The organism is Mycolicibacterium neworleansense (assembly GCF_001245615.1).
Classification (GTDB): domain Bacteria; phylum Actinomycetota; class Actinomycetes; order Mycobacteriales; family Mycobacteriaceae; genus Mycobacterium; species Mycobacterium neworleansense.
The window spans coordinates 1190555-1212769 of the sequence record NZ_CWKH01000002.1 but is presented as its reverse complement, the minus strand read 5'-3'; the positions used below and the strand labels follow the sequence as shown (position 1 = coordinate 1212769).

Annotated in this window: 22 protein-coding genes; 6 read left to right on the top strand and 16 right to left on the bottom strand. The window is 67.9% G+C overall.

Features of this window, described 5'->3' with window-relative positions; genetic code table 11:
* Positions 1-33 precede the first annotated feature (33 nt).
* Genes BN2156_RS21430 through BN2156_RS21420 form a run of 3 tightly spaced genes read left to right on the top strand, consistent with a single transcriptional unit; the run spans position 34 to position 2689 of the window.
* Positions 34-528, top strand: a complete 495-nt coding sequence (locus tag BN2156_RS21430; RefSeq protein ID WP_235625429.1) for a WXG100 family type VII secretion target — start codon at positions 34-36, stop codon at positions 526-528.
* 14 nt (positions 529-542) lie between these two features.
* Complete coding sequence (locus BN2156_RS21425) at positions 543-1685, top strand: WXG100 family type VII secretion target (protein ID WP_235625479.1); 1143 nt, start codon at positions 543-545, stop codon at positions 1683-1685.
* Positions 1682-2689 carry a hypothetical protein gene (locus BN2156_RS21420; protein WP_090516920.1) on the top strand — a complete coding sequence of 336 codons (1008 nt, stop codon included), beginning with the start codon at positions 1682-1684 and terminating at the stop codon, positions 2687-2689. The genes BN2156_RS21425 and BN2156_RS21420 overlap by 4 nt, the downstream gene beginning before the upstream one ends.
* Before the next feature lie 2 nt (positions 2690-2691).
* On the opposite strand, the gene BN2156_RS21415 is transcribed toward BN2156_RS21420, so the two are convergent.
* The 5 genes from BN2156_RS21415 to BN2156_RS21395 form a co-directional block, all read right to left on the bottom strand.
* Positions 2692-3195 carry a hypothetical protein gene (locus BN2156_RS21415; RefSeq protein ID WP_090516919.1) on the bottom strand — a complete coding sequence of 168 codons (504 nt, stop codon included), beginning with the start codon at positions 3193-3195 and terminating at the stop codon, positions 2692-2694.
* The gene (locus BN2156_RS21410) at positions 3192-4397 is read right to left on the bottom strand and encodes a cytochrome P450 (RefSeq protein WP_090517551.1); all 1206 of its coding nucleotides are present in this window, start codon (positions 4395-4397) and stop codon (positions 3192-3194) included. The genes BN2156_RS21415 and BN2156_RS21410 overlap by 4 nt, the downstream gene beginning before the upstream one ends.
* A 99-nt stretch (positions 4398-4496) precedes the next feature.
* Positions 4497-6233, bottom strand: coding sequence for an ABC transporter ATP-binding protein (locus tag BN2156_RS21405; RefSeq protein ID WP_090516918.1), 1737 nt, complete (start codon positions 6231-6233; stop codon positions 4497-4499).
* Positions 6230-8806: an ABC transporter ATP-binding protein/permease gene (locus BN2156_RS21400; RefSeq protein ID WP_090516917.1), complete on the bottom strand. Its 2577-nt coding sequence runs from the start codon at positions 8804-8806 to the stop codon at positions 6230-6232. The genes BN2156_RS21405 and BN2156_RS21400 overlap by 4 nt, the downstream gene beginning before the upstream one ends.
* On the bottom strand, positions 8806-9516 hold the full coding sequence (locus tag BN2156_RS21395; protein WP_090517550.1) for a TetR/AcrR family transcriptional regulator: 711 nt from the start codon (positions 9514-9516) through the stop codon (positions 8806-8808). The genes BN2156_RS21400 and BN2156_RS21395 overlap by 1 nt, the downstream gene beginning before the upstream one ends.
* Positions 9517-9618: 102 nt before the next feature.
* Here BN2156_RS21395 and BN2156_RS21390 point away from each other — a divergent pair, with 102 nt between their 5' ends.
* Positions 9619-10236, top strand: coding sequence for a TetR/AcrR family transcriptional regulator (locus BN2156_RS21390; protein WP_090516916.1), 618 nt, complete (start codon positions 9619-9621; stop codon positions 10234-10236).
* On the top strand, positions 10233-10898 hold the full coding sequence (locus tag BN2156_RS21385; protein ID WP_090516915.1) for an enoyl-CoA hydratase-related protein: 666 nt from the start codon (positions 10233-10235) through the stop codon (positions 10896-10898). Before BN2156_RS21390 ends, BN2156_RS21385 begins: the two co-directional genes overlap by 4 nt.
* On the opposite strand, the gene BN2156_RS21380 is transcribed toward BN2156_RS21385, so the two are convergent.
* From BN2156_RS21380 to BN2156_RS21355, 6 genes are read right to left on the bottom strand one after another with little or no spacing between them, the layout of a single operon-like run.
* Positions 10895-11785: an SDR family NAD(P)-dependent oxidoreductase gene (locus BN2156_RS21380; RefSeq protein ID WP_090517549.1), complete on the bottom strand. Its 891-nt coding sequence runs from the start codon at positions 11783-11785 to the stop codon at positions 10895-10897. The two genes, BN2156_RS21385 and BN2156_RS21380, sit on opposite strands and share 4 nt — an antisense overlap.
* Positions 11782-12060 (bottom strand): hypothetical protein, encoded by a 279-nt coding sequence (locus BN2156_RS21375; protein ID WP_162490910.1) that lies wholly within the window; start codon positions 12058-12060, stop codon positions 11782-11784. The genes BN2156_RS21380 and BN2156_RS21375 overlap by 4 nt, the downstream gene beginning before the upstream one ends.
* Before the next feature lie 44 nt (positions 12061-12104).
* Complete coding sequence (locus tag BN2156_RS21370; protein WP_090516913.1) at positions 12105-12527, bottom strand: Zn-ribbon domain-containing OB-fold protein; 423 nt, start codon at positions 12525-12527, stop codon at positions 12105-12107.
* A 4-nt stretch (positions 12528-12531) separates the two neighbouring features.
* Complete coding sequence (locus tag BN2156_RS21365; RefSeq protein WP_090517548.1) at positions 12532-13752, bottom strand: thiolase family protein; 1221 nt, start codon at positions 13750-13752, stop codon at positions 12532-12534.
* A gap of 9 nt (positions 13753-13761) precedes the next feature.
* Positions 13762-15993, bottom strand: a complete 2232-nt coding sequence (locus tag BN2156_RS21360; protein WP_090516912.1) for an acyl-CoA dehydrogenase family protein — start codon at positions 15991-15993, stop codon at positions 13762-13764.
* The gene (locus tag BN2156_RS21355) at positions 15990-16997 is read right to left on the bottom strand and encodes an NAD-dependent epimerase/dehydratase family protein (protein WP_090516911.1); all 1008 of its coding nucleotides are present in this window, start codon (positions 16995-16997) and stop codon (positions 15990-15992) included. Before BN2156_RS21355 ends, BN2156_RS21360 begins: the two co-directional genes overlap by 4 nt.
* A gap of 120 nt (positions 16998-17117) precedes the next feature.
* Between BN2156_RS21355 and BN2156_RS21350 the strand changes: the two genes are divergently transcribed.
* The gene (locus BN2156_RS21350; protein WP_090516910.1) at positions 17118-17708 is read left to right on the top strand and encodes a TetR/AcrR family transcriptional regulator; all 591 of its coding nucleotides are present in this window, start codon (positions 17118-17120) and stop codon (positions 17706-17708) included.
* Position 17709: 1 nt separating this feature from the next.
* On the opposite strand, the gene BN2156_RS21345 is transcribed toward BN2156_RS21350, so the two are convergent.
* The 5 genes from BN2156_RS21345 to BN2156_RS21325 all read right to left on the bottom strand — a co-directional run bounded on the left by BN2156_RS21345 (position 17710) and on the right by BN2156_RS21325 (position 22181).
* Positions 17710-18378, bottom strand: a complete 669-nt coding sequence (locus BN2156_RS21345; RefSeq protein ID WP_090516909.1) for a GNAT family N-acetyltransferase — start codon at positions 18376-18378, stop codon at positions 17710-17712.
* A gap of 41 nt (positions 18379-18419) precedes the next feature.
* Positions 18420-19643, bottom strand: a complete 1224-nt coding sequence (locus BN2156_RS21340) for a Dyp-type peroxidase (protein ID WP_090516908.1) — start codon at positions 19641-19643, stop codon at positions 18420-18422.
* Positions 19636-20142, bottom strand: a complete 507-nt coding sequence (locus tag BN2156_RS21335; protein WP_090516907.1) for a copper chaperone PCu(A)C — start codon at positions 20140-20142, stop codon at positions 19636-19638. Before BN2156_RS21335 ends, BN2156_RS21340 begins: the two co-directional genes overlap by 8 nt.
* Positions 20135-21526 carry a PepSY-associated TM helix domain-containing protein gene (locus tag BN2156_RS21330; protein WP_090516906.1) on the bottom strand — a complete coding sequence of 464 codons (1392 nt, stop codon included), beginning with the start codon at positions 21524-21526 and terminating at the stop codon, positions 20135-20137. Before BN2156_RS21330 ends, BN2156_RS21335 begins: the two co-directional genes overlap by 8 nt.
* Positions 21527-21638: 112 nt before the next feature.
* Complete coding sequence (locus BN2156_RS21325; RefSeq protein ID WP_090516905.1) at positions 21639-22181, bottom strand: hypothetical protein; 543 nt, start codon at positions 22179-22181, stop codon at positions 21639-21641.
* Positions 22182-22215 lie beyond the last annotated feature (34 nt).

Below are 22215 nucleotides of genomic sequence, written 5' to 3'. Positions count from 1 at the left end.
AGGGGTCACGAGGTGCCGTACACGGTGTCACAGGTGCGAGCGTCCGATCCCGAGTCGTTGCTCAACGCTTCCCGTGAAGCGGAAGCAGCAGCGGCCCGGGTCGACGCCCAAATCAGCAAGGCGCAGTCACAGTTCGCCACCCTCGCCAACGACTGGACGGGAACCGCCTCCGAAGCCGCGCAAAAGCAGGGCCGCGAAATGTTCGAGGACCAGGCGGCATACCGGGACAAACTTCGCGAGTTGAAAACTCCGCTGTCGAACGGCGGCAGGAAACTGGCCGACACTCGTTCCAGCCTCGACAAGGCCGTCGATTCCGCCGAAGAGTGGTGGGATGTCTCCGACGACGGAGCAGTGAAGCCCGGCCGGATGCTTGCCTGGTTCGCCTCGCGCTCGCGGGTGAACGCACTGATCGTGGAATCCAGGCGGATCCCCATCGAGTGTGACATCAAATTGAAGCTCGCCCAGTTCGAAGCCGTGGATCGCGATACCGCCTACAAGCTTCGCCAGATCGGCTCGGACCTCTCGTGACTCCGCCGTTGACCGTGACGGTCGCGACGATGCGTGCGACCTCGACCGGTCTGGAGGCTCTGGCGAGTGGTTTCTACAACGACGGAGGCGGGCCGGTGCTGTCGGCCGCGGCCGGTCCCGTCTCCGGACTGGACACCGGCTCCGCCTGCCGCGAAGTCGGTGACGCCTTTCAGCGGCGTGCGCAGGTTCTCGGGACCGCGGCAACGACCTTCGCCGGAAAGCTGGATTCGGGGGCTTTCCTCTACGAGCGCGGCGACAGCGAGGCCGCCGAACGTATCGAGTTCGATCCTCCGGAAGAGGAGGAGAAGAGAATCGGCGACGACCCGGGCGAACCAGGCTACGACCCGGTCAACGAATACGAGGACGCGCTGCATGACGCGGGTCTGCTCGACGGCCCGTCAGCGGGCTTATACCGGGAGTGGCTGGCCAATGCCGCGCGCAATGACGTTCCGCCCGCAGTGATTGTCGACATCGCCCGCAGCCAGCACCTCACACCTCAGAGTTTCGACGTACTCAAGGGTGCGGAGCGAGTCACCGACAACAACGGCAAGTCCTACTTCCTGCTGCCGAAGGGCACCAGCAGCGAGGATGCTCGGAAGGCGGCGCTGATGACCTACATCCTCAATGCCGACACCGGGTATGAGGATGCAGAAGGCAGCGCAGGCAATGACTTCTCCGAGACCCCGTATACCGCGGCCGAGGTGCAGCGCATCGTCGACCGGCAGAATGCGAACGGCTGGAGCTACGCCGCCGCCGAGCACTTCACCGGCCGCCTCACCACCACACCGAACGGCATGCTGATGGGACTGGGTGGCAACTTGATCGAAGATCCGTTCAGCCAACAGGGCGGTTCAACCTACGGCGATGTCTTCCTGATGAACATCGACAATCCGTCCGATCCCGCTCAACAACTGCGCGACATCATTCACAACGGTCACGCCTACTACGAAAACGACAATGGCGGGCCGGCCCGTCCCGGCGCGCTGGATCTGGATCGCCTCCTGCACCACGAGGAGCGCCATTCCCAACAGTGGGCTCAGCTGGGCTTCAAGAATTTTGTGGAGCAATACGGGCAGAAGATGCTGGAAGAGCAGGTCACCGGGAGCCGAAACCCGTTCGAGACCAATGCCGGCGCGTCAGATGGCGGTTACTCATGAGGACGCGGACCGGCGCGAGCCTGGTTGCCCTCATCCTGCTTCTCGCGGTGTCCGGCTGTAATCCGCTCGGCAAGAACCCGATCGCCCCCTCTGTGCCCGTCGCGTTCGGTATCCGCGTCACCGACGGCAACCTGCGCTTCTGGACCGGCCTGCCTTGCCTGGGTACCACCGAGGTGGACGTGACCTTCGATCAGGAACAGACCGATCGGGCCGAGTTGAAGCTGGCCACTCCGGGACCGGCCGACCGACAGGGGGCCGCACCGTCCCCAGGGGTCGAGGTCGAGTTCCTCACGGTCGGCGGACCCTACCCCGGATTCGAGGTCCGCACGGCCCTGCCCGACGGTTTCGACTGGCGCTCAGCCGATGTGGTGTCGCTGTTCACCCGCGGGGCACCGATCACCTGGGGAGCCGACAGCGAACTTGCCGAGGTCAAGGAACACTCTGACGAGCATCCGGGTGACACCTACTGGTTTCAGGGCGTCGGGTGGCTGAACCCAGCGCAGGTGGCCGAGCAAGCCGGCCGAACCTTCATCCCGGTCTGCAGCGCCGACCCAGCCAAGAACCACCAGCTGCCACGGGTTTTCGGCGTCCGCATCACCGACGGCACGCTACGAATCTGGCCGGGATCCCAATGCGACGCCGTCGAACACGTGATCGTCACATTCCAACCCGGACAAGCCGACCTCGTCCTCAGCACATCTCACCCCTACAGCGTCCGACTCGATCAGCTCACCGTCGGGAGCCCATTGCCTGACTTCGACGTCACCCGACCACTCCCCCGCGGATTCGACGCGATTGCCGCAGCCACCGTCCTGCTGCGCGTCTTCCAGCAGACCAACACCGACCCCTGGACGGCGCCCACGGCGCTGGCCCCGGCAAGGACCGAGTCGACGCAACACGCCGAAGACACCTATTGGTTCCAAGGGTTCGGCTGGCTCAGTCCCGCCGAGGTCTCGGCCCGGGACGGCAAGGACTTCCTGACGGCCTGCGCACCGGCGAAATAGCCTCAGGCCCGCAGGGTTACGCCGCCACCCTTGGCATTCATCGATGTGAAGGCCTCTGCGGCGGATACTTCGTCGGCAGAGATCCGGGCGGCGCTGACCGCCAGCGTTTTGAATGCCCGCGCCGCCGAGCTCAGACTGTGTCCGAACACATGGCTCGGATCCGGCGATTCGCCCCAGACCAGCACCTCGGCGCACCCGGTCGGAAGCTGTTGCCCGGCACCGGAAATCGCGCGGGCATACGCATCGGCACCCATCACCAGAACGCACTGTTCCTCGTCCGGGAGCCCCGGCGACGGTTGCTCGTCGACAAGCTCAGCACCGAGAATGTGGACCGGGCGCACCCCGTCGGGGGCATCGGCGTTCTCCAGCAGCTGCACGCTGACCCGCCAGCCGCTCATCATCCGGTCGACGATCAGTCCGCCGGCGTTGGCGGTGAGCTCAGCGGCGTCGCGGGCGATCACATGCATCCGGTAGCCCACCGTGCCGCAGGGCTTCTCGTTCTTCATCGCAACACCCGCACCGGGACGTGGGCCCATCCCGCGACGTTCTGCATGCTGACCCGTTCGCACCGGTCCCAGATCACCTCGTATCGGGGCATGAAGTCCAGGAGCCGGTCCAGGGCGATGCTGCACTCCAGCCGCGCCAGTGCGGCACCCAGGCAACTGTGGATCCCGTATCCGAATCCCAGATTCTGGGCTTCGGTACGGTCCCGGCCGATGTCGAATGTGTCGGGGTCCGTCCACGCCTCGGGATCCCGGTTGGCCGAGCCGCCGACCAGGAACACCGGCTTGCCCGCGGGAATCGTCACGCCGTGCAGCTCGATCTCGCGCTGTGAGCGCCGCACGTTGTACTGGGCCGGGGCCTCGTAGCGCAGCAGCTCCTCGATCGCGGCCGGGATCTTGCTGCGATCCTCTCGCAGCTGCTGCCATTGATCGGGATGGCGGGCGAACATCACCGCGGCCGCCCCCACCAGCTTGGTCACCGTCTCCGCGCCGGCACCGCCGAGAAGCGTGGCGAATCCAGCGATCTCGGAACTTCGGAGCCTCGTGACCTCGCCGTCCTCACGTTCGATCTCCGCGGCGATCAGCCCGCTGATCATGTCGTCGCGAGGTTCTGCGCGGCGCGCCTTGATCAGCTCGTAGTACATCAGCCAGGCCTGTGCCATCGCCTCGATACCGGCTTCGGACATCTCGATCTGACCCGCGTCTCGATGCAAGGACACGTCGATCCACAGCCGCACCTGCTGGCGCGATTCCGGCGGGACCCCGAGCATCGCGGTGATCACCTCGACCGGGAAGTACGCCGAGAAGTCGGACACCACATCGAATTCCTGTGGGTCGACGGCGCCGAGGTAGCGACCGATCTGCTGGGTCACCATGTCGCGCAGTGCGGTGATTGCCCTGGGGGTGAACACCTTGTTGACCAGGCTCCGCATGTGCCGGTGCTCGGGCGGGTCCATCGAGATGATCATCTTCGCCGGGACCTTCTGCCCGGTCCGGACCATGGCCAGGTCGACCCCGTAGGCCGACGAATACGTGTCGAAGTCCCTGAACGCGGCCGCCACGTCGACGTGTCTGGTCAGCGCGTAGAAGTCGTATTCGGCGTTGTAGTACACCGGAGCCTCTTCACGCATGCGCCGATACGTCTCGTACGGACCGTTGAAGAAGTCCGCCGAAAACGGGTCGAACACCACCTGCGACGTCGTCAACGTGGCCTCCCGCCGGATACGCAACCTGACCCGACATCATTCCGGGACGCCCAACTGTAATAGTTACAGTAGTCTCGGATCAAGTATCCGGTCGGCTACTCAGTGCGTGATCTGCCAGTCCGCGGCCTCGCGCTGCTGGTTCCAGAACTCGTCAAACCGCCCATGCGCGGCCAGCAGTTCGTCGATGCTGCCGTCCTCGACGATCTGACCGCCGTCGAGGAACAGCACCCGGTCCGCGTGCCGGATGCTGGCGAGCCGGTGCGCGACGATCACCCGGGTGCGCGACCGCTCGTCGGCCGTCAGGGCATCGACCACCGCGGCCTCGTTCTCGGTGTCCAGTGCGCTGGTCGCCTCGTCCACCAGCAGCACGGGCGCCGGCTTGACCAGCGCGCGGGCGATACTGACCCGCTGCCGCTCCCCGCCCGACAGTGCCGTCCCGGCTTCCCCGACCTTGGCGCCGTCACCGTCGGGCAGCCGCCCGGTCAGCTCGTCCACGCGGGCCAGTCGCGCCGCCGCGGCCAACTGCTCGGCGTCGGCCCCTGGATCGCCGACGAGGATGTTGTCCCGGATGGTCCCGTCGAACAGATAGGGGTGCTGGAACACGACACTGGTTGTCGCCCGGCGGGTTTCGGCATCCATCTGGGCGGTATCGACGCCGTCGATCAGAACGCGGCCCGAGCTCGGTTGATGCAGTCCGGCGATGAGCGACAGGATCGTGCTCTTGCCCGATCCGGACGGGCCGACGATCGCGGTGGTGCCTCCGGGTTCGAGGACGAAGCTGACGTCCTTCAACACCGGGGTGGTTCCGTAACCGAAAGTCACACCAGAGAATTCGATTCGGGGCGCGGTGTTCGTGGACAACGCGGCGGTGCCGGTGGCCATCACGGGGGCGTCGAGCACGGCGCGGATCCGGCCGAGCGTGGCCCGGGTGGACTCGATGGCCGGGGCCAGTTCGGACAGCGACGTGAACGGTTCGAGATACCGGGCGGCGACGACGATCATCGCGATCGCCTCGGGCACTCCGAGGGTGCCGCGCACCGTCAGGAAGGTGGCCATCCCGGCCAGGATCAGCAGCGCCAATTGACTGGCCAGGCTGAACAGCAGCTGTCCCGGCACTTGCATCAGCAGCAGCCGCATGCTGGCTCCGTGCTGGGCGGCCAGAGCGTCGCCGACCATGCTGCGGGCCGGCTCGACGCGGCGGGCCGCGCGCAACGCCTGCTGGGTACGGGCGAACTCGATGATGCGTTCCGTGAACGCACGGTTCGTCTCGTCGGCCACCGCATCTGCCTTGCGGCTCAGCCGGCCCGAGGCCCAGAACGCCCCGAGCAGGATCACCACACCGGCCAGCGCCGCGAGCCCCAACGGGACCGAGATCAGCAGCAGCGCAAGCGCAATGGCCGCGGGCAGCAGAATCGCGCCGATCAAGGGCGTCAGCAGGTTGACCACCATGCCGACCAGTTCGGGCCCGGTGGCCGCGATCGCCTGACGCGCGTTGGCAGTATTCGCACCGCCGTCGCCGCCCAGCCAGTCCATCCGGATGCCGGGCAGGCGGTCGGCCACGTCGTGCTGAGTGTGGTCGAGCAGCGCGAACCCGAGGTCGAATCCGAGCCGCGAGGTCGCGGTGTCGACGATCCAGCCGATCACGGTCGCGGCGGTGAGCCAGCCCAGCCACGGCAGCGCATCGCGCGGCACGTCGCTGAACAACGCTGCCACCAGCGGGATCAGCAGCACCGTGCCTGCAGCGCGGACCACCACCGAGACCAGCGTGAGCATGGCGTAGATGCCGACCTTGCCGCGCCGGTCGGAGGGGATGAGGGCGATCAGGGTGCGGATCATCGTGCGGCCTCTCCTGCGGTGACGGCATCGCCGGGGCGCAGCGACTGTCCGGTCTGCCAGAGCTGGTGGTAGCGCCCGCCCGCCGCCAGCAGCTCCTCATGGGTTCCGGTTTCGGCGATACGGCCACCGTCGAGGACCACGATCTGATCGGCGTGGGTGATGGTGTGCAGCCGGTGCGCGATCACCAGAACGGTGCGGTCTTTGGTGAGCCGGTTGAGTGCCTGCTGCACAAGGTATTCCGATTCCGGGTCGGCGAAGGCCGTGGCCTCGTCCAGGATCAGAACCGGGGTGTCGGCCAGGATGGCCCTGGCGATGGTGAGCCGCTGGCGTTCACCGCCGGACAGTGCCGACGACGCGCCGAGCACCGTCTGATATCCCTCGGGCAGCCGCAGTATGCGGTCGTGGATCTGGGCGTCGCGGGCGGCCTGCTCGATCCGGTCCTGGTCGGCGTCCGGGTCGGCCAGTGCGATGTTCTCGGCGACGGTGCCCGCCACCAGCTGGGTCTCCTGCAGGACGAAGCCGACGCGGCGGTACAGCTCGTCGGCGGTCAACGATCGAATGTCCTTGCCGTCGAGCCGGATCGATCCAGAGTCGACGTCGTGGAACCGGGCCAGCAGTGCCGCCAGGGTGGACTTCCCCGATCCCGACGGGCCGACCAGCGCGGTCACGGTGCCCGGGCGCAGGGTCAACGACACGTCCTGGATCACCGGGACGCTCGGCCGGTACCCGAACGTGACCCCGTCGAACACCACTGCTCCCGGTGCTCCGGACTCGCCCTCGTGCTCCACCAGGGAGAGGTCAGCCTCGTCGAGCGCGTTCTGGATGCGACGCGCGGCCAGCATGCCGCCGCGGATTCCGCCCAGCCCGTAGCCCACCCCGAGGAGCCGAACCCCGAACGTGGTGCCGAGCAACAGGAACGGCAGCAGGTCCACCGGATCCATCGAGCCGCCGATGATCATCGGCGTGCCGACGGCGACGATCAGCCACAGGAAGGTGCCGGGGCGGGTCACCAGGTCCATCAACGACTTCTTGCCGGTGAAGGGACGCTGCCAGCCGACCAGGAAGCCGATGTACTCGTCGAGGCGACGACGGAAACTCGACGATGCGGCACCGCCGAACACCCGGACCACGGGCTGGCCTTCGAGGTAGGCACCGGCCTCGCCGCTCATCCGGTCGGCCCAGCGCTGCGCCTGACCGATCTTGGCGCCGGACTGGATGGTCATCACCGACATCAGCACCAGGTAGGTGAGCACCGGGACGAACAGGACCAGGGCCAGCCGCCAGTCGACCGTGAACAGGTAGACCAGCACGGCCACCGGCGCGACGACCGCCGCCACGGCATCGGGGATCGCATGGGTCACCAGGTAGTGCAGCGACAGGGTGTCGTCCTGAACCAGTTGCTTGATCGAGCCCGATCCGCGGGCGGTGAACCAGCCCAGCGGCAGCTTCGACATCTTGGTCAACAACCGGGTCCGCAGTTCCCGGGCGAACTGCGCGTCGAGGCGGTGCAGCCACAGCGTCAGGCCGGCACCCAACAGCGCGCCGAGGCCAAGCAGCCAGACCGCGGTCAACCCCAGTGTCCACAACCGTGATTCGCCGGCACCGCTCAACAGCAGCCGGGCCAGTTCGACCAGCAGCACGAACGGGGCGAGCTGGATCAGGGTGATGAGCGCTTGCAGCACACCCGACACGATCAGCGGGGTTTTCAGCGGGGCCAGCAGCCGGCCTGCACCCTGAGCCCGCCAGGTGCCGCGCGCGGGGGCGGCGGCGGCCGGTGCGGAAACAGGTTGTTCCACAGCAGGTTCGGTCGGGGCCTCGGCCTTCTCCTCGGTGCGGTCGGTGCCCATCGCCCGGCCCTCGGTCCAGTAGGCCTGGGCGTGCAGCTCGGATTTGGGGAAGCCGAATTCGTCGCGCAACCGGGTCCGCAGATGCTTGAGGGAGCCGGCCTCCGGCGTCACCCAGCAGTACCAGTCCGACCAGTCCCTGGCCTCGATCCCGGCGGCCAGCGAGGTCGTGTCGTGACGTTCGACCCAGTGCACCCGCGACCGCGGATGCTCGGTGATCGGGATGAGCAGATCGTTCTCGTCGTGCTGCTCGAGATAGACCTCGACCGGGATGTCGTGCGGCAGAGCACCGATGATCCCGTTGATGGCGGGTATGGCCGCCGCGTCACCGATCAACAGGTAGCCGGCGGGCAGGTCGTCCGGCACGGTGAATCCCGTCGAGCCCAGGGCCATCACCGGGATGCTGTCGCCCGGCTTGGCGGCCCTGGCCCACTTGGACGCCGGACCCGACGGTTCGTGCAGCACCACGTCGACCGCGAAATGGCCGGTGCCGGGATCCATCTCGGACATGGTGTAGCCACGCTGGAACTCGGTCTTGGAGCCGTCGGGGTCCGGAACCCAGAACCGCAGGTAAGAGGTGGGCTCGGCGACGGCATCCTCGAACACCGTCGGCGACACCATGCGCAGGCGCACCATGTTGGGCGTCAGGTAGGTCGTCTCGACCACGGTCGCCTGGTGATCACGCGCGCCGAAGCCACGCATCATCACTCCCTGAAATCCGCGTGCCATCAGCGGTCCTCTCCCCTGGCGGTCAGATCCGCCACGATGTCGTTGATCGGCCTGCCGGGCGCGACGGACGTCAGCAATCCCCGGATCAGCGCAGTCATCAGAAGTTCCAGATACTGCGGGCTGCTCAGTTGCGTACCCGCCGTGTGCACCGGCCCGAGCGCCGCGTCCCCGGCCAGTCGTTGGGCGGCGGCATCGCGCTCGAGGACGAATTCGTCGCCTCCGCTGGCCTCGGCCTTGAGTTCGTGCTGGGCCGCCAGCCCGATGGCCAGCACCGCCACCGAACTGCTGAGCAGTGCCGCGCCCTCGGCGGTGTAGCCGCGCCGGCCCAGTGCGGCGATCTCGTCGGTCAGCAGCTGGGTTCCGGCTTCCCCGCGCGGGAACAGCACCTGCATGTAGGTGGCCAGGCCCGGGTTGTCGAGGGTGAACCGGTGCAGGCTCACCCCGAACGCCAGCAGATGGTCTTCGACGGACCGGGCCGGATCGTCGACGAACTCGAGTTCGGCGAGCAGACTCTCCCCGACCAGGCGCTCGAGCTCCCAGCGGCCGCTGATGTGGCGATACAGCGCGGTCGCGGAGACCCCGAGCCGGGCGGCGACGGCGTTGATGCTCAAGTTGCGCATGCCGAGCTCGCGACCGGCGGAGACGATGTCGGACACCGCGATGAGCGGCGGGCGTCCACCCACGCGCGCGGGGACACCGGTTCCGGCCACGACTACCTCCACAGGAAAGTTACCCCCACAAACTAAGGGTCACCTTAGTGATCGTCAACCACTCTGTTTATAACAGAGCGTCCGCTCTGTTATGGTGACGCGGTGCCCCGCCCTCGCGTCTACGACCCGGATGCGGTCCTCGATGCCGCGGAGTCCCTGGCCGTGTGCTCAGGACCGGCCTCGGTGACGATCCGCGCCCTCAGCGACGCGGTGGGACTGTCCAACGGCGCGCTGTATCACTCGTTCGGCTCGCGGGCCGGCCTGCTCGGCCAGGCGTGGCTGCGGGCCGGGCGGCGTTTCCTGGCCCTGCAGCGAGAGCAGGTCGCCGCGGCGCGCCAGGGTGTCGACGCGATCGCCGCGGCCGCCTACGCCCCGGTCATCTTCGCCGAGCGCCACCCGAGCTCGGCGCGGCTTCTCCTGCAGATCCGGCGTGACCAGGTCCTCGGCGAGGATCTGCCTGCCGAGCTGGCCGAGCAGACCCGCGATCTGGAAAAGCAGTTGGTGGACTTGATGATCGAACTCGCCACGGCGGCCTGGGACCGGCGCGACCGGGCCGCCGTGGACGCCGTGACGACGTGCATCGTCGACCTGCCGACAGCCATCCTGCTGCGCCGCAACCGCCTCGATGACCCGACTGCCCGCCACCATCTCGGCGCCGCCGTGGCGGCCGTGCTGGCGGTGGGGCCGGCCCCCAACCCCTCCGAGAAAGGAACCTCATGACCGCAACCCTTGACTACGACGGCGACATCGCCGTCCTCGATCTCGGCGACGACGAGAACCGGTTCTCACCTGATTTCCTCGACGAGGTGAACGCACACCTCGACACCATCCTGGCCAAGGGCGTACACGGTCTGGTGACGACGGCCGACAGCAAGTTCTATTCCAACGGTCTCGATCTGGATTGGCTTGGCGCCCACAGTGATCAGGGTGATTGGTACGTCGGCCGGGTGCAGGGCCTGTTGGCCCGCATGTTGACACTGCCCATCCCGACCGCCGCCGCCGTAGTCGGGCACGCCTTCGGAGCGGGCGCGATGCTCGCCATCGCCCACGACTTCCGGGTGATGCGCGACGATCGCGGCTTCTTCTGCTTCCCCGAGGTCGACATCCGGATCCCGTTCACCCCCGGTATGGCCGCGCTGATCCAGGCCAAGCTGACCCCGCAGGCCGCAGTCGCGTCCATGACCACGGGCCGGCGGTTCGGCGGCGGCGATGCCAAGGCCTATGGAATCGTCGACGCCACGGCGGCCGAAGGCTGGGTGACCACGACGGCCACCGATCTGCTGCGCCCGTTGGGCGGAAAGGATCCCGGCACCCTGGGCGCGATCAAGCAGGGCATGTTCGGTCCCGCGGTCGCGGCGCTGACGGCTGCCCAGGCCGGCTAAACCGGGATGGCCGTGCCGGTCTCCCGTTCGGCGAATTCGACTACCCGGGCGGCAATTTCGTAGTCGCACGCCACCGCGGAGCGTCCGGTCAGTACGGGACCGCCACGGAGCCCGAACCGGCCGTCCACACCGACATAGCTTCCGGGCGGGATCGGTTCGCTCAGGCAGTACAGCGTCGGTGCGGCCCCGGCGTCGATGTCGTTGGCCAACACGTCGGCCACGGCCTTGACGCCGCGCTGTACCGCGGACATCAACGGTTTGTCCGAGACGTTCGGCAGGTTGGAGGCCACCCAACCCGGGTGCGTGAGTTGGGTGACCACCGGCGATTCAGCGGCACGCAAACGGCGGTCGAGCTCAAGGCCCCACAGCATGACCGCCAGCTTCGACCGGCCATAGGCTCCCATCACCGTCCATTTGTGGTGGCGCAGGTGCATGTCGTCCAGTCGGAGCGTCGCGGACTTGTGCGCCTCGGAGCCGACATTGACGATCTGCTTGCCGATCCTGCCGAACAACAGATTGGTCAACGCGAACGGTCCGAGCAGGTTGGTGCCGATGGTCATCTCGAAACCGTCGACCGTATCGGTGCGGTGCTGGCTCAGAGCGCCGGCGTTGTTGATCAGGATGTCGACGTCACCGTCGAGGCGCCCCGGAAAGGCTTGCACCGAGGACAGATCCGCGAGGTCGAGTTCGATCACCTCGGTGGAGCCGCCGATCTCTGCCGCACGCTGCGCGCCCAGCGCGGTGTTGCGTACGGCAAGGATCACGTGGGCACCGACATGCGCCAGCGCCCTGGCGGTACCGAGACCGACCCCGTTGGTCGCTCCCGTCACGATGATGCGCGTGCCGGTGAGATCGCCGAGGCGGTCGGGCGTCCAATGCGTGGTCAGTTGCCCCAACCGCGCTGGCCGTCCCAGCCACCGCAGATGCCGTTGAGGCAGCCATGGCCCCAACCGCCCTGGACCGGATTCCAGCCACCACAGCCGTTCCAGCCGGGGCCGCTGTCGCAGCCTCCGCCGCCACCGGCGTCACCGCTGCCACTGGGCTGAGCACTGATGGTCGGAGTAGGGGCGTCTGCCATGAGTGCGGCGGTCGGACCCGCTGCAATCGCCACTGCGGCTCCCGCTACGAACACTGACCCCATGAGTTTTCGTATGGTTAGCATGTCTCCATATTGCTCTCCTGTGAGCCTCCTGCCAAGTGATGTGATCAAGCCCGCGTGTAGCGCAGCATTGTCACTCCAGTCCCAGCAAATGCGTCGGGATAGTCGCAGAAGACGGGTCTCACGCGCATCCCGACGGTGAGTTCTTCGGGTGCGACGTCGACGATCTCGGTGGAGAAGCGCGGCCCCTCATCCCATTCCACGATCGCCAGGATTTGCGGGACCGCGTCGGCGAAGTGCGGGCCGACCGGGCGCCGTGCCACCGTGAACGAATACAGCGTGCCCATCCCCGAGATCTCCCGCCACTCTAGGTCGGCGGCCAGCGTGCGGGGCGCCAGCACGCGCGGGTAGAAGACGTAGGCCTGCGTCGACGGCGAGTACTGGATGACGATGCGGTGCTCGGCCAACGCATCCCAGAACGGCGTGCTGGTCGGTGTTTTCACCGGCATGGGCCGGGCGAATCCGGTCATCGGTTCACTCGCCTTCCAGGATCAGGGTGGTTTGCTCGGACAGGATGCCGCCGTTGCCGGAGACGAAGGCGCGATTGCAGTCGGCCACCTGGGCGGCGCCGGCGCGGCCCATGATCTGCCTCGTGGCATCGCAAACGTGGTGCATACCGCCGGCCAAACCTGCTTGCCCGAACCCGAGTTGGCCGCCCGCGGTGTTCAACGGGAAATCGCCGCGGAACGTCAGGTCGTGGTCGGAGACGAACGACATGCCCTTGCCCTTCTCGCAGAATCCGGCGTCCTCGAGGCTGAGCAGCACCGTGATCGTGTAGCAGTCGTAGATCGACACCATGTCCATGTCGCCGCGGGTGAGCCCGGTCATCCCGAACGCGGTGTCGGCCGCCTTGCGGATCGGCGTATCCAGCAGATTCTCGGCGTAGGTGGGCGTCTTGAACGGTACGTGTTCGCCAAAACCCTTGACCCACACCGGCCGGTTTCGGGCGCGCGCGGCGACCTCGGCACTGGCCACGACGACGGCCGCCCCGCCGACGCACGGCATCACGATCTCCAGCATGTGCAGCGGGTCGGCGATCACCGGGCTGTTCAGCACGTCCTCGATGCTCAGCGGGGTGTCTTTCCAGATGGCGCCGTCGGTGTGGTTGGCGTTGAACCGCTGGTCCACCACGATCTTGGCCATCGCCCGTTCGTCGTAGCCGTACTCGTAGGCATAACGCTGCGCCACCTGCCCGTACGGACCGTTCTGGCCGAGGTTGCCGTAGGGAATCTCGAATTCGGCCTGCGGCGAACCGAATTGGTTGCTGGACGAGCCGAAGAACACCGCGTCGGTCAGCGTCTTCGGTTTGAGCTCCGAACTCGAAGTGATGTACCGCGCAGGTAGGGCGCACAGCACGACGTCGCACAGACCGAGTTCGATGGCCGCTGCCGCGCGCCACACCATGCCCGCGGCGCTGGCCCCGCCGAGGTCGAGCAACTCGGCGAAGTTTGCTCGTACGCCTAGGTATTCGGCCACGGTCGACGGTACGAAGATCTCCGACTCACCCAGGTGCGAGGTGACGACGCCGTCGACCTGCTCGGCCGACAGGCCGGCGTCGTCCAGGGCGGCCGCCGCCAGCAGCGCCCACTGTTCGAGGGTGAACGGGGCCGGCGAGGCTTTGGTCATCCGCTCGGGCGGCAGCTCGACATAGCCGACGATGGCGGCGTCACCCTGTAATCCCCTACGCGGTCTCATGGTCACTCCTCACTTGCGGGGTAGCCCCAGGATCAGCTGGGCGATGATGTTGAGCTGGATCTCGGTGGTGCCGCCGCCGATCAGCTCGGCGGGCAGGTCCAGGTAGGGCCCCACCACCGCCGGCCGGCTGTCCTGTTCCAGGGCCAGCGGTCCGGTCAATCCCAGCGTGAGTGCGGATGCGCGGCGCAACATCACGTTGGTGGCGACCTTGGCGATGCTGGACGCCGGCCCCGGCGGCTGCCCGTCGAGCAGCCGCAGCGTCTCCCGGACCCCGAGTGCCTTGAGCGCGTTGGTGTAGGCGTCGATCTCGCCGATGGCATGCAGTACCGGGTCGGGATCACCGGTCACCGCGACGAGCTCGCGCAGCGCCCCCATCCGGTCGATGTTGACGTAGCCGCTGATCGCCACCCGTTCCTGTGCCATGGTGCTGATGGCCAACTGCCAGCCCGAGGCCGGCTCTCCCAGCAGCATCTCGTCGGGGACGAACACGTCGGTCAGGAACACCTCGTTGAACTCGGCCCGCCCGCTGGACTGGGTGATCTGCCGGAATTCCACTCCGGGCGAGCGCATGTCGAGGATGAAGTAGCCGATACCGCGGTGCTTGGGGGCGTCGGGATCGGTGCGGGCCAGCAACGCACCGTAATCGGCCCGGTGCGCCAACGAGGTCCAGATCTTGTGTCCGTTGATGCGCCAGCCGCCGTCGACCCGTACCGCCCGGGTGCTCAGCGCGGCCAGGTCCGAGCCGGCTGCGGGCTCACTGAACAGCTGGCACCAGGACAGGTCCCCGCGCAGCGTGGCGGGCACGAAACGTTGTTGCAGTTCTGGGGTTCCGGCCGCGATCAGGCTCGGCAGGATCCATTCGGCGATACCGACCGAAGGCCGCACCAGGCCGGCCCGCTTGCCGAACTCCTCGTCCACGATGAGCTGTTGGCGCACGGTGGCGTCGCGCCCCCACGGCGCGGGCCAGTGCGGCGCGATCAACCCGGAATCGGCCAGCAGCTCACGCCGGGCGCCGATCGCGAACTCCGGATAGTCGCCTTGTCGTCCGAAACCCTTGTCGGACAGGGCGAGTGCGCGGTCGAGGAGCTCGCCGACCTCGGTCCGGAAATCGGCGTCGCAATCGCCGAGATCGACCGTCGCGTCCCGCGTGGCGGTCGCCGACAGCTCGCCGAGGTTGCGAGTCCAGCGCGACACCGGGCCGATCGAGGCGGCCAGGCTGGTGGCCCGGCGCCAGTACAGGTGCAGGTCGTGTTCCCAGGTGAATCCGATCGCCCCGAGCATGGTGAGGGCCTCGAGCACGAGGCCCGGAACCGGCATGACCGCCATCACCGCGGCCGAGCAGGCGGTCAGTCGGTGCTGGTCCGGGTCCGTGGATCCGTTGAGCGCCCGCACCGCATCCCAGGCCGCTGCCGTGGCCAGGGCGCTGTTCACCAACAGCATCGCGGCCTTGTGCTGCAGCGCCTGAAACGTGCCGATCGGCTTGCCGAATTGTTCGCGGGTGCGCAGATGTCCGGTCACCGTGTCCACACACCACTGTGTGATGCCGGCGGCTGCCGCCGCGGTGAACGCGACGGTCAGGCAGGTGACCAGCTCGGTGTCCATCCCGGTCAGCACCGCGGTCGCGGGTACCGCGTGCGAGTCCAGGTGCAGGACTCCCAGATCGGTGGTCAGGTCGGTGCCGCGACGCGGTTCGACCTGCCCCTCGGCCGCATTCAGCACCGCCCAGAGCCGGGAATCTGCCTCGTCGACGAACAGGACCACGAGGCGCTGCGCCGAGCACAGCCCCAGGGTCAGGCCGGACGAGCCGGTGAGGCGCCAGCCGTCGCCGTCGCGGCTGCCGCGAATCGCGGAATGCTCGCCGGCCACCATGACGGCGGTGGTGCCCGCGGCGATCTCCTTGAGCAGTGTCTCGGCCGCGGCGCCCTGGTGTGCGGCCACGGCGGCTCCGGCGATCGCCGTGGTGAGCAGTGGACCCGGCAGCAGCGCCGATCCCGCGGCCTCCAGCACAGCGGCCATGTCCTCCAGGTCGCCGCCTTGCCCGCCCACCTCTTCCGGCAGGTGCACGGCATGAAAGCCGTTGTCCACCCAGGCGTCCCACCAGGCCGGCAGCCTCCCGGCCGCCAGGTCGTCCAGTCCGGCCCGGGTCGCGTCGATCGGTGCGTGCCGGGCCGCGAACTGCCCGACGGCGTCGCCCAGTTGCTGCTGTTCGGGCGTCAGCGCGATGGAGACATGGGTGGTCATGCGCGCCGCCGTGCTGCGTAGGGATCGGAGGCGAAGAACCGCGCGCCCTCGGCGATGGCCTCGGTCGTCGGGCGCGGCTGCCATCCGAGTTCGCGGACCGCCTTGCCGTGATCCATCGGCGACATCACGTGCATCAGCCGCACCGTCAACGGGCTGAGCTGGTTCTCCTTCTTTCGCAGCCGGGCCAGGGGATCGACGACGGCACCGGCGGCGGCCAGCACACGGATCGGGATCCCGCGCCGGGGCGGTTCGACATCAACAGCCGCACAGGCGGTTTGGTAGATCTCCTGGGCCGTCATGAAGCGTTCGGACACGATGTAGCGTTCACCGACCCGGCCCCGTTCGCCGGCCAGGATCAGCGCTTCGGCGGCATCGGCGACACCGACCGTCTCGGCCGCGGCCCCCTTGACGTAGAACGGCATCTTGCCCCGCACCGCGGCGGCGACCAGACCGCCGTGCGGTGTGGGCAACCAGTCACCGGGCCCGTAGGTGTTGGACACACACATCGCCACCGCGGGCAGTCCGTGCTCTCGGGCGTAGCGCAGCACCATCTGTTCGGCGAGCACCCGGGTGTGCACATAGTCGCCGCCCACATCGAGCCAGTTGTGCGGCAGATCTTCGGTGGCGCAGCCAGATTCGGCGATACCGATGGTTGCGATCGAGCTGGTGAAGACAAACTTGCCGAGCCCCGCTTCGACCGCGACATCCAGGACCTCTTGCAGCCCTTCGACATTGGTCCGCCACAGCGGGGCCGGGTCGCCGAGCCAGGCCCGTGCGTCGACGACGCAGTAGTACACGACGTCGCAGTCGTCCATCGCGTCGCGCACCGACTCGGGATCGAAGATGTCACCGTAGAACCGCTCCACATCGAGGTCGTCGATCCCACGGGTGGAGCTGCTGCTGCGGATGAGCACCCGAACGTCCTCGCCGCGCTCGACCAGCCGCCGGGCGACATGTGAGCCGAGGAATCCGCTGGCCCCGATGACCAGTTTCTTTGTTGCCATGTGCCCTTGCGTTCGTCGTTCTCCGAGTGTTTACGAGACGCTACGTCTCGTCTTGTGGGAGACTACGGGCGGTAGCTTTCCATGTAAAGATCCCTGCGAAGGACCGACGAGGACGTGCCGATGATCCCGACTACCGACGAGGTGTCGCCTCCGCGGCGGCGCAGCGAAAAATCGCGGGTGGCCATCATCGAGGCCACCCGCGCATTGCTGCTGGAGCGGGGTTTTGACGGGCTGAGCATCGAAGCGGTTGCCGCCAGGGCCGGGGTCGGCAAGCAGACCATCTACCGCTGGTGGCCGAGCCGGCCCGCGCTGGTCGCCGATGTGCTTCTGGAGGACGCGGACAAGATCCTGGCCACCATGCCGCATACCGGCGACGTCACCGCGGACCTGGTCTCCTGGTCCGGCACGCTGGCGTCGGCCCTGACCACCAAGCGCGGCAACGCCATGCTGCGCATCCTGACGGCGGCCTCACTGGAACACGAGGACACCGCGGCGCGGTTGCGGGCCGGTTTCAGCCGGCCGCTGGTCGAGTCGGTGCGCACCCGCCTGCTGGCCGAGCGCATCGATGCCGAGCTGGCGGGTGCGGCCGCCGACGCACTGCTCGGCGGTGTGGTCTATCCGATCCTGTCCGAGGGACGCAGCTACTCCCGGCAGCGCGCCGAGGCCATGGCCCGCGTGATCGTGGCGAGCCTGCGGGCGCAAACCGACTGAGTTACGCGCCGGGGACGGCTCCGGGAGCCCGCACCACCATCGGCACGGCGGGGAAGTAGGTCGCCATCTCTGAGCGGCACTTACGCAGGGCGGCGGTTCCGTAGCCGCGCTTGCGGAAGTCGGGGTGAATCCAGATCCGGACGTTGACCTCGCCGTGGGCCAGTTCGCCGAAGACCATTCCGACCTTGTCCTCGCCCTCCAGTGCGACGAACCAGGCGGCCTCCTCGGCGTCCACCCGGCCCAGGGCCGCACGGATCTCGTCGTCGACATCGGCTGCCGGGGCGCCCGACCCGTCGCCGGAGGCACCCACGTCGGTGGTCCGGGCGACGAAGATGTCGCGGTCGGTATCGGCGGCGAACGGCCGCAACTCAAGAGATTCGCCCGAGGCCGCCGGCCGCTCGGAGACGGTGAAGCTGAGCTGGCTGTTCAGGTCGTCGAGCTCGGCGGCGATCCCCTTTCGCGAATCCTTGGTGATCTGTGCGAACGACAACCCCACCACGGCCTCGGCCGCGACGTGCGAGGTGCCGAGCAAGCCGGCGACCGCGTCGACGGCCGCCGGACGATCGTCGGCGTCCACGATCACGTCGAGCACTTCGTGGCGCCGGTTGAGGGCGTTGAGCAGAGCGTCGGCAATTTCGCGCCGGGCCGCGGCTATGTCGTGATCGGTCATACCGCGAGAGTAGATCAGCAATCTGTGCTCTGTGGAGTGCATCAGCCGACCAACTCTTGCCCCAGGTAGTCGTTCGGTGTGCGCACCCCGCCGGGCACCACGAACACCGCCGAGCCGATCGCGGTCGTCCACTGATTGAGCGCGTCGAACTGGGCGAGACGCCGCTGCACCGGCAGGAACTGCTCGTCGATATCGCGCTGGAAGGTCGCGAAGATCAATCCGGTGTTCGACGTCTGGCCCGGCTCCGGCGGATCGTCGTAGTTGTAGGGCCTGCGCAGGAACCGTTCCCTGGTACCGCGATGGTGTGCCAGCGCCACGTGGGAATTCTCGGGAATGACGGGAATGCCGTGGTGGGTCGCGGTGAAATCAGGTTCGTCGGTCTCGCGGGTGCCGGTCAACGGAGCGCCCGAATCCAGGGTGCGGCCGACGGTGAACTCCTTGCTCTGGCGGTCCAGCTCATCCCAGGTGTCCAGCTGCATGGCGATCCGACGGATGACCATCAACGTCCCGCCGACCAGACCCGGGTGCACGTCGCCGGACATCCAGACCAGGTCGTCGAAGTCGGCCGCCGGCAGGTTCGCGGTGCCGTCGACCTGGCCCATCAGGTTGCGCATAGTGGTGCCGCTCGCATCGGCGCCGCGCGCGTTGCGGAATCCGGCCTGCCGCCAGCGCGGCGTTGCCATCGACCGGACATTCTTGGTCAGCACCCGGTTGGCGTGGGCCACGGTCACCGGATCGTCGGCGCAGATCTGCAGCAGCAGATCACCACCGGACCACCTGTCTTGGAGCCGGTCCACGTCGAACACCGGCAGCGCACGGGCGGACCGGGGCCGGGACCTCGCCGGCCCGATGCGGTCGAGCAGGCCGGTTCCCAGGCCCACCGTGATGGTCAATCTGGCTGGGCGGGTGGCGAGTTCGGGCTCGGTGTCGGCCAACGCCGGCGCGCCCCGGGTCAGCCTCGCCGCGTCGGCCGTCCACAACCGCAGGATCGCGGCGACGGTTTCCCGCTCGGTGCGCCGCGTGCCCGCCGTGCCACCAGCTGTCAGATCGAACGCTGTGAACAACCCGTGCGACTGCGGCGCGGTGGTTATCCCGCCCTGGTGTAATCCGTAGAAGGGTTCCACATCGACACCGAAACCCTGTTGCACAGTGGCCGAATGGGCCGCGCCGGACTCGCTGAGCACTGCGCCGGCGGCCAGCGCGGCGGCGCCCCCGGTGATCAGGCGCCGCCGGTTGACCGACAGGCGGGTGGACGGATCAGCCATGTCCGTGTGGGGACGACGGCTGATAGTTCTCGTTACCGCCGGCGAAATCACGTACCTGGGCGGTCATCGGAAGCGATGACCCGTCCTCGAACACCAGCGAGACCGGAACGTCGGCACCGGGTTGCAGGGGCTCCTTGAGGTCCATCAACATCAGGTGATCGCCGCCGGGGGCCAGCTCGTGGCTTCCGCCCGCCGCAATGGTGAGACCACCTTCCTTGGGCCGCATGGTTTTCGACCCGCCGCCGTCGCCGACGACCTCGTGCAGTTCCACCATGCCCGCGGCGGGCGAGGTGGCCGAGACGATGCGCACGTCGTGATGCCCGGTGTTGGCGAGGGTTCCGAAGACCGCGGTCATACCGGAGTCGGCGGCACTGGCCCACTGCTCACTCACCTGCACCGTCTCGGCCATCTTCTCGTCGTGATGACTCTCGGTGCAGGCGGCCAACCCGACCGCCACGGTCAGCGCGGTCGCCGTCAGAACAGCTGCAACCCTAGACATTTGATCTTCCTTTCCACCACGCCACGGCGACATCGACCAGCAGGAAACCCAGCAGGCTCAACCCGAACAACGGCAGGGCCCAGCCGACGACGGCCGCGACAAGGACAACGGCCACGGCGGCCCAGGGCGGCAACTGGCGCAGGGTTCCCCGCAGCGGTGGCCGGCCCACCGCCCAGTCCGAGCCCCGGGTGGGCCTGCGCTGCCACCACATCCGGTAACCGCGCACGATGACGGTGATCAGCCCGATCATGGTGAGCGCCAGAACGATCTGGTTGGCGACACCGAACAGCAGGCCCATGTGCGCATCGATCGTCCAGTCGGTGAGCTTGGCCAGCAGCGGCCACTGCGCGAAGTTCACCCGATCGGTCACCGCCCCGGAATCGGCGTCGACCGCGATCTCATCGGCACGGGTGGGCCAATCACGTTTGCGTTCAGCTACTTTCCAGGCCTGGCCGGCTTCGGTCGGCGGGTACATCCACATCGGGCCGCGCAGCCCGGCCTGCTCGGCGGTGCGTAGCACGGTGTCGGCGCCGCGCACCTCCGACGGGCCACCGTGGCCGGCGTGTTGGCCGTGGTGCGCGGCCGACAGCGCGGTGTCGACGCCGGGAGCCGTGGTGTTCAGCTGTGCCTGAATACTGTTGACCGTCTCTCCCGCGTAACGCGACCAGGTGATACCCGACACCGACAACGCCAACAGGATCGCCACGGTCCACACCCCCACCGCACCGTGCCAGGACAGCGTGCGCCGCCGCCCGGTGGCCGTGCGGTCCGGCAGGACCAGGTCACGCATCGCGCGGTTCTCCCGGCGCCGCATCACCCACAGGGCCAGCCCGGCCAGGGCGATCACCCACATCCAGCTGGCGGCCAGCTCGCTGTAGTTGCGGCCGAACGCCCCGAGGTGCAGGTTGCGGTGTAGCTCGTCGAACCAGGCCCGCACCGGCATCCACTGCCCGTAGGTGGTCAGCGCCCCACGCACCTCACCGGTGTAGGGGTCGACGAACACCGTGCGCGAGTAGTCCGGCGGAATGTCCTTGAACTCCGGACCCACCAGGAGCCGGATCTGGGTGGTCTCGTCGGCCCCGACGGGGGGCCGGATGCTCTCCACCGTTCCCTCGGGATGAGCGTGGCGGGCCGCGGCGATCTGCTCGGCCAGCGGAAGCCGCTCGGCCCCGACGTGCTCGACGGTCAGCTCATGCCGGTGGACGAACGTGTCGATCTGCGGAATCAGTGCATAGAGGAGGCCGGTGATGGCTGCGATGAGGATGAACGGGCCGACGAATACGCCGGCGTAGAAGTGCAGGCGCACCAGAAGGCGGCGGATGGAGCGGGGTTTGACCGTTGGAGGTGATTCCTCGCGCAATTGGTCGTCGGGCGTCGTGGTCATGGAGGTGCTTTCGCGTAAAAGACTGTGCAAACGTGCGCGTACGAGCGCGCTCATGAGTTCCGCAAAGGGAAAACGGCCCGGTCGTCGACGGGCGCAGGTGTAGGAGTGGGCGTCAGAAGCCCATGCCGGGCAGCGCAGGCGGTGCCCGCATGCCCAGCCCGGCATGCAGCAGAACAGGCCGGGCCACAACCACATTCGAGGGCCGCCAGACCTCACGGACCAACGGGTTGATCCGGGCGGCGGCAAAGATCCGAAACCACGACAGCACCGAAGCGCAGACCACGAAGAGGTACTCGGCCATGCCGATCAACAGGCCGAGGCCCACCGCCGCGGCAGCATGCAGACCGACCATGGGCGCGGTCAGCAGAGAATCCGCATGATGGTGCCCGCCGGACATCGCCAGGGCGAAGTGGCCGAGGAGCTGGCCCGCGCCGAGCCCGGTGATCAGTAGACCGGTCTTGGCCCAGCGCGCCTGGGGATTGAACCCGCCGACGGCGGCGCCGAGTGCCGCGCACAACAGCAGCAGCACGATCAGCGGGCTGCTCGTCGGGGCCGTTCCGCCGGCCGCGGTGTGAGCGAGCGTTGCGGTCAGCGCCGAGCACGCACCCACCAGAGCGCCGCGCAGGCGCGCGGCGTGCTTGGCGGACGTGCTCACCTGCGGAATCTTACGGATGCCTAGAGTTGGCGCG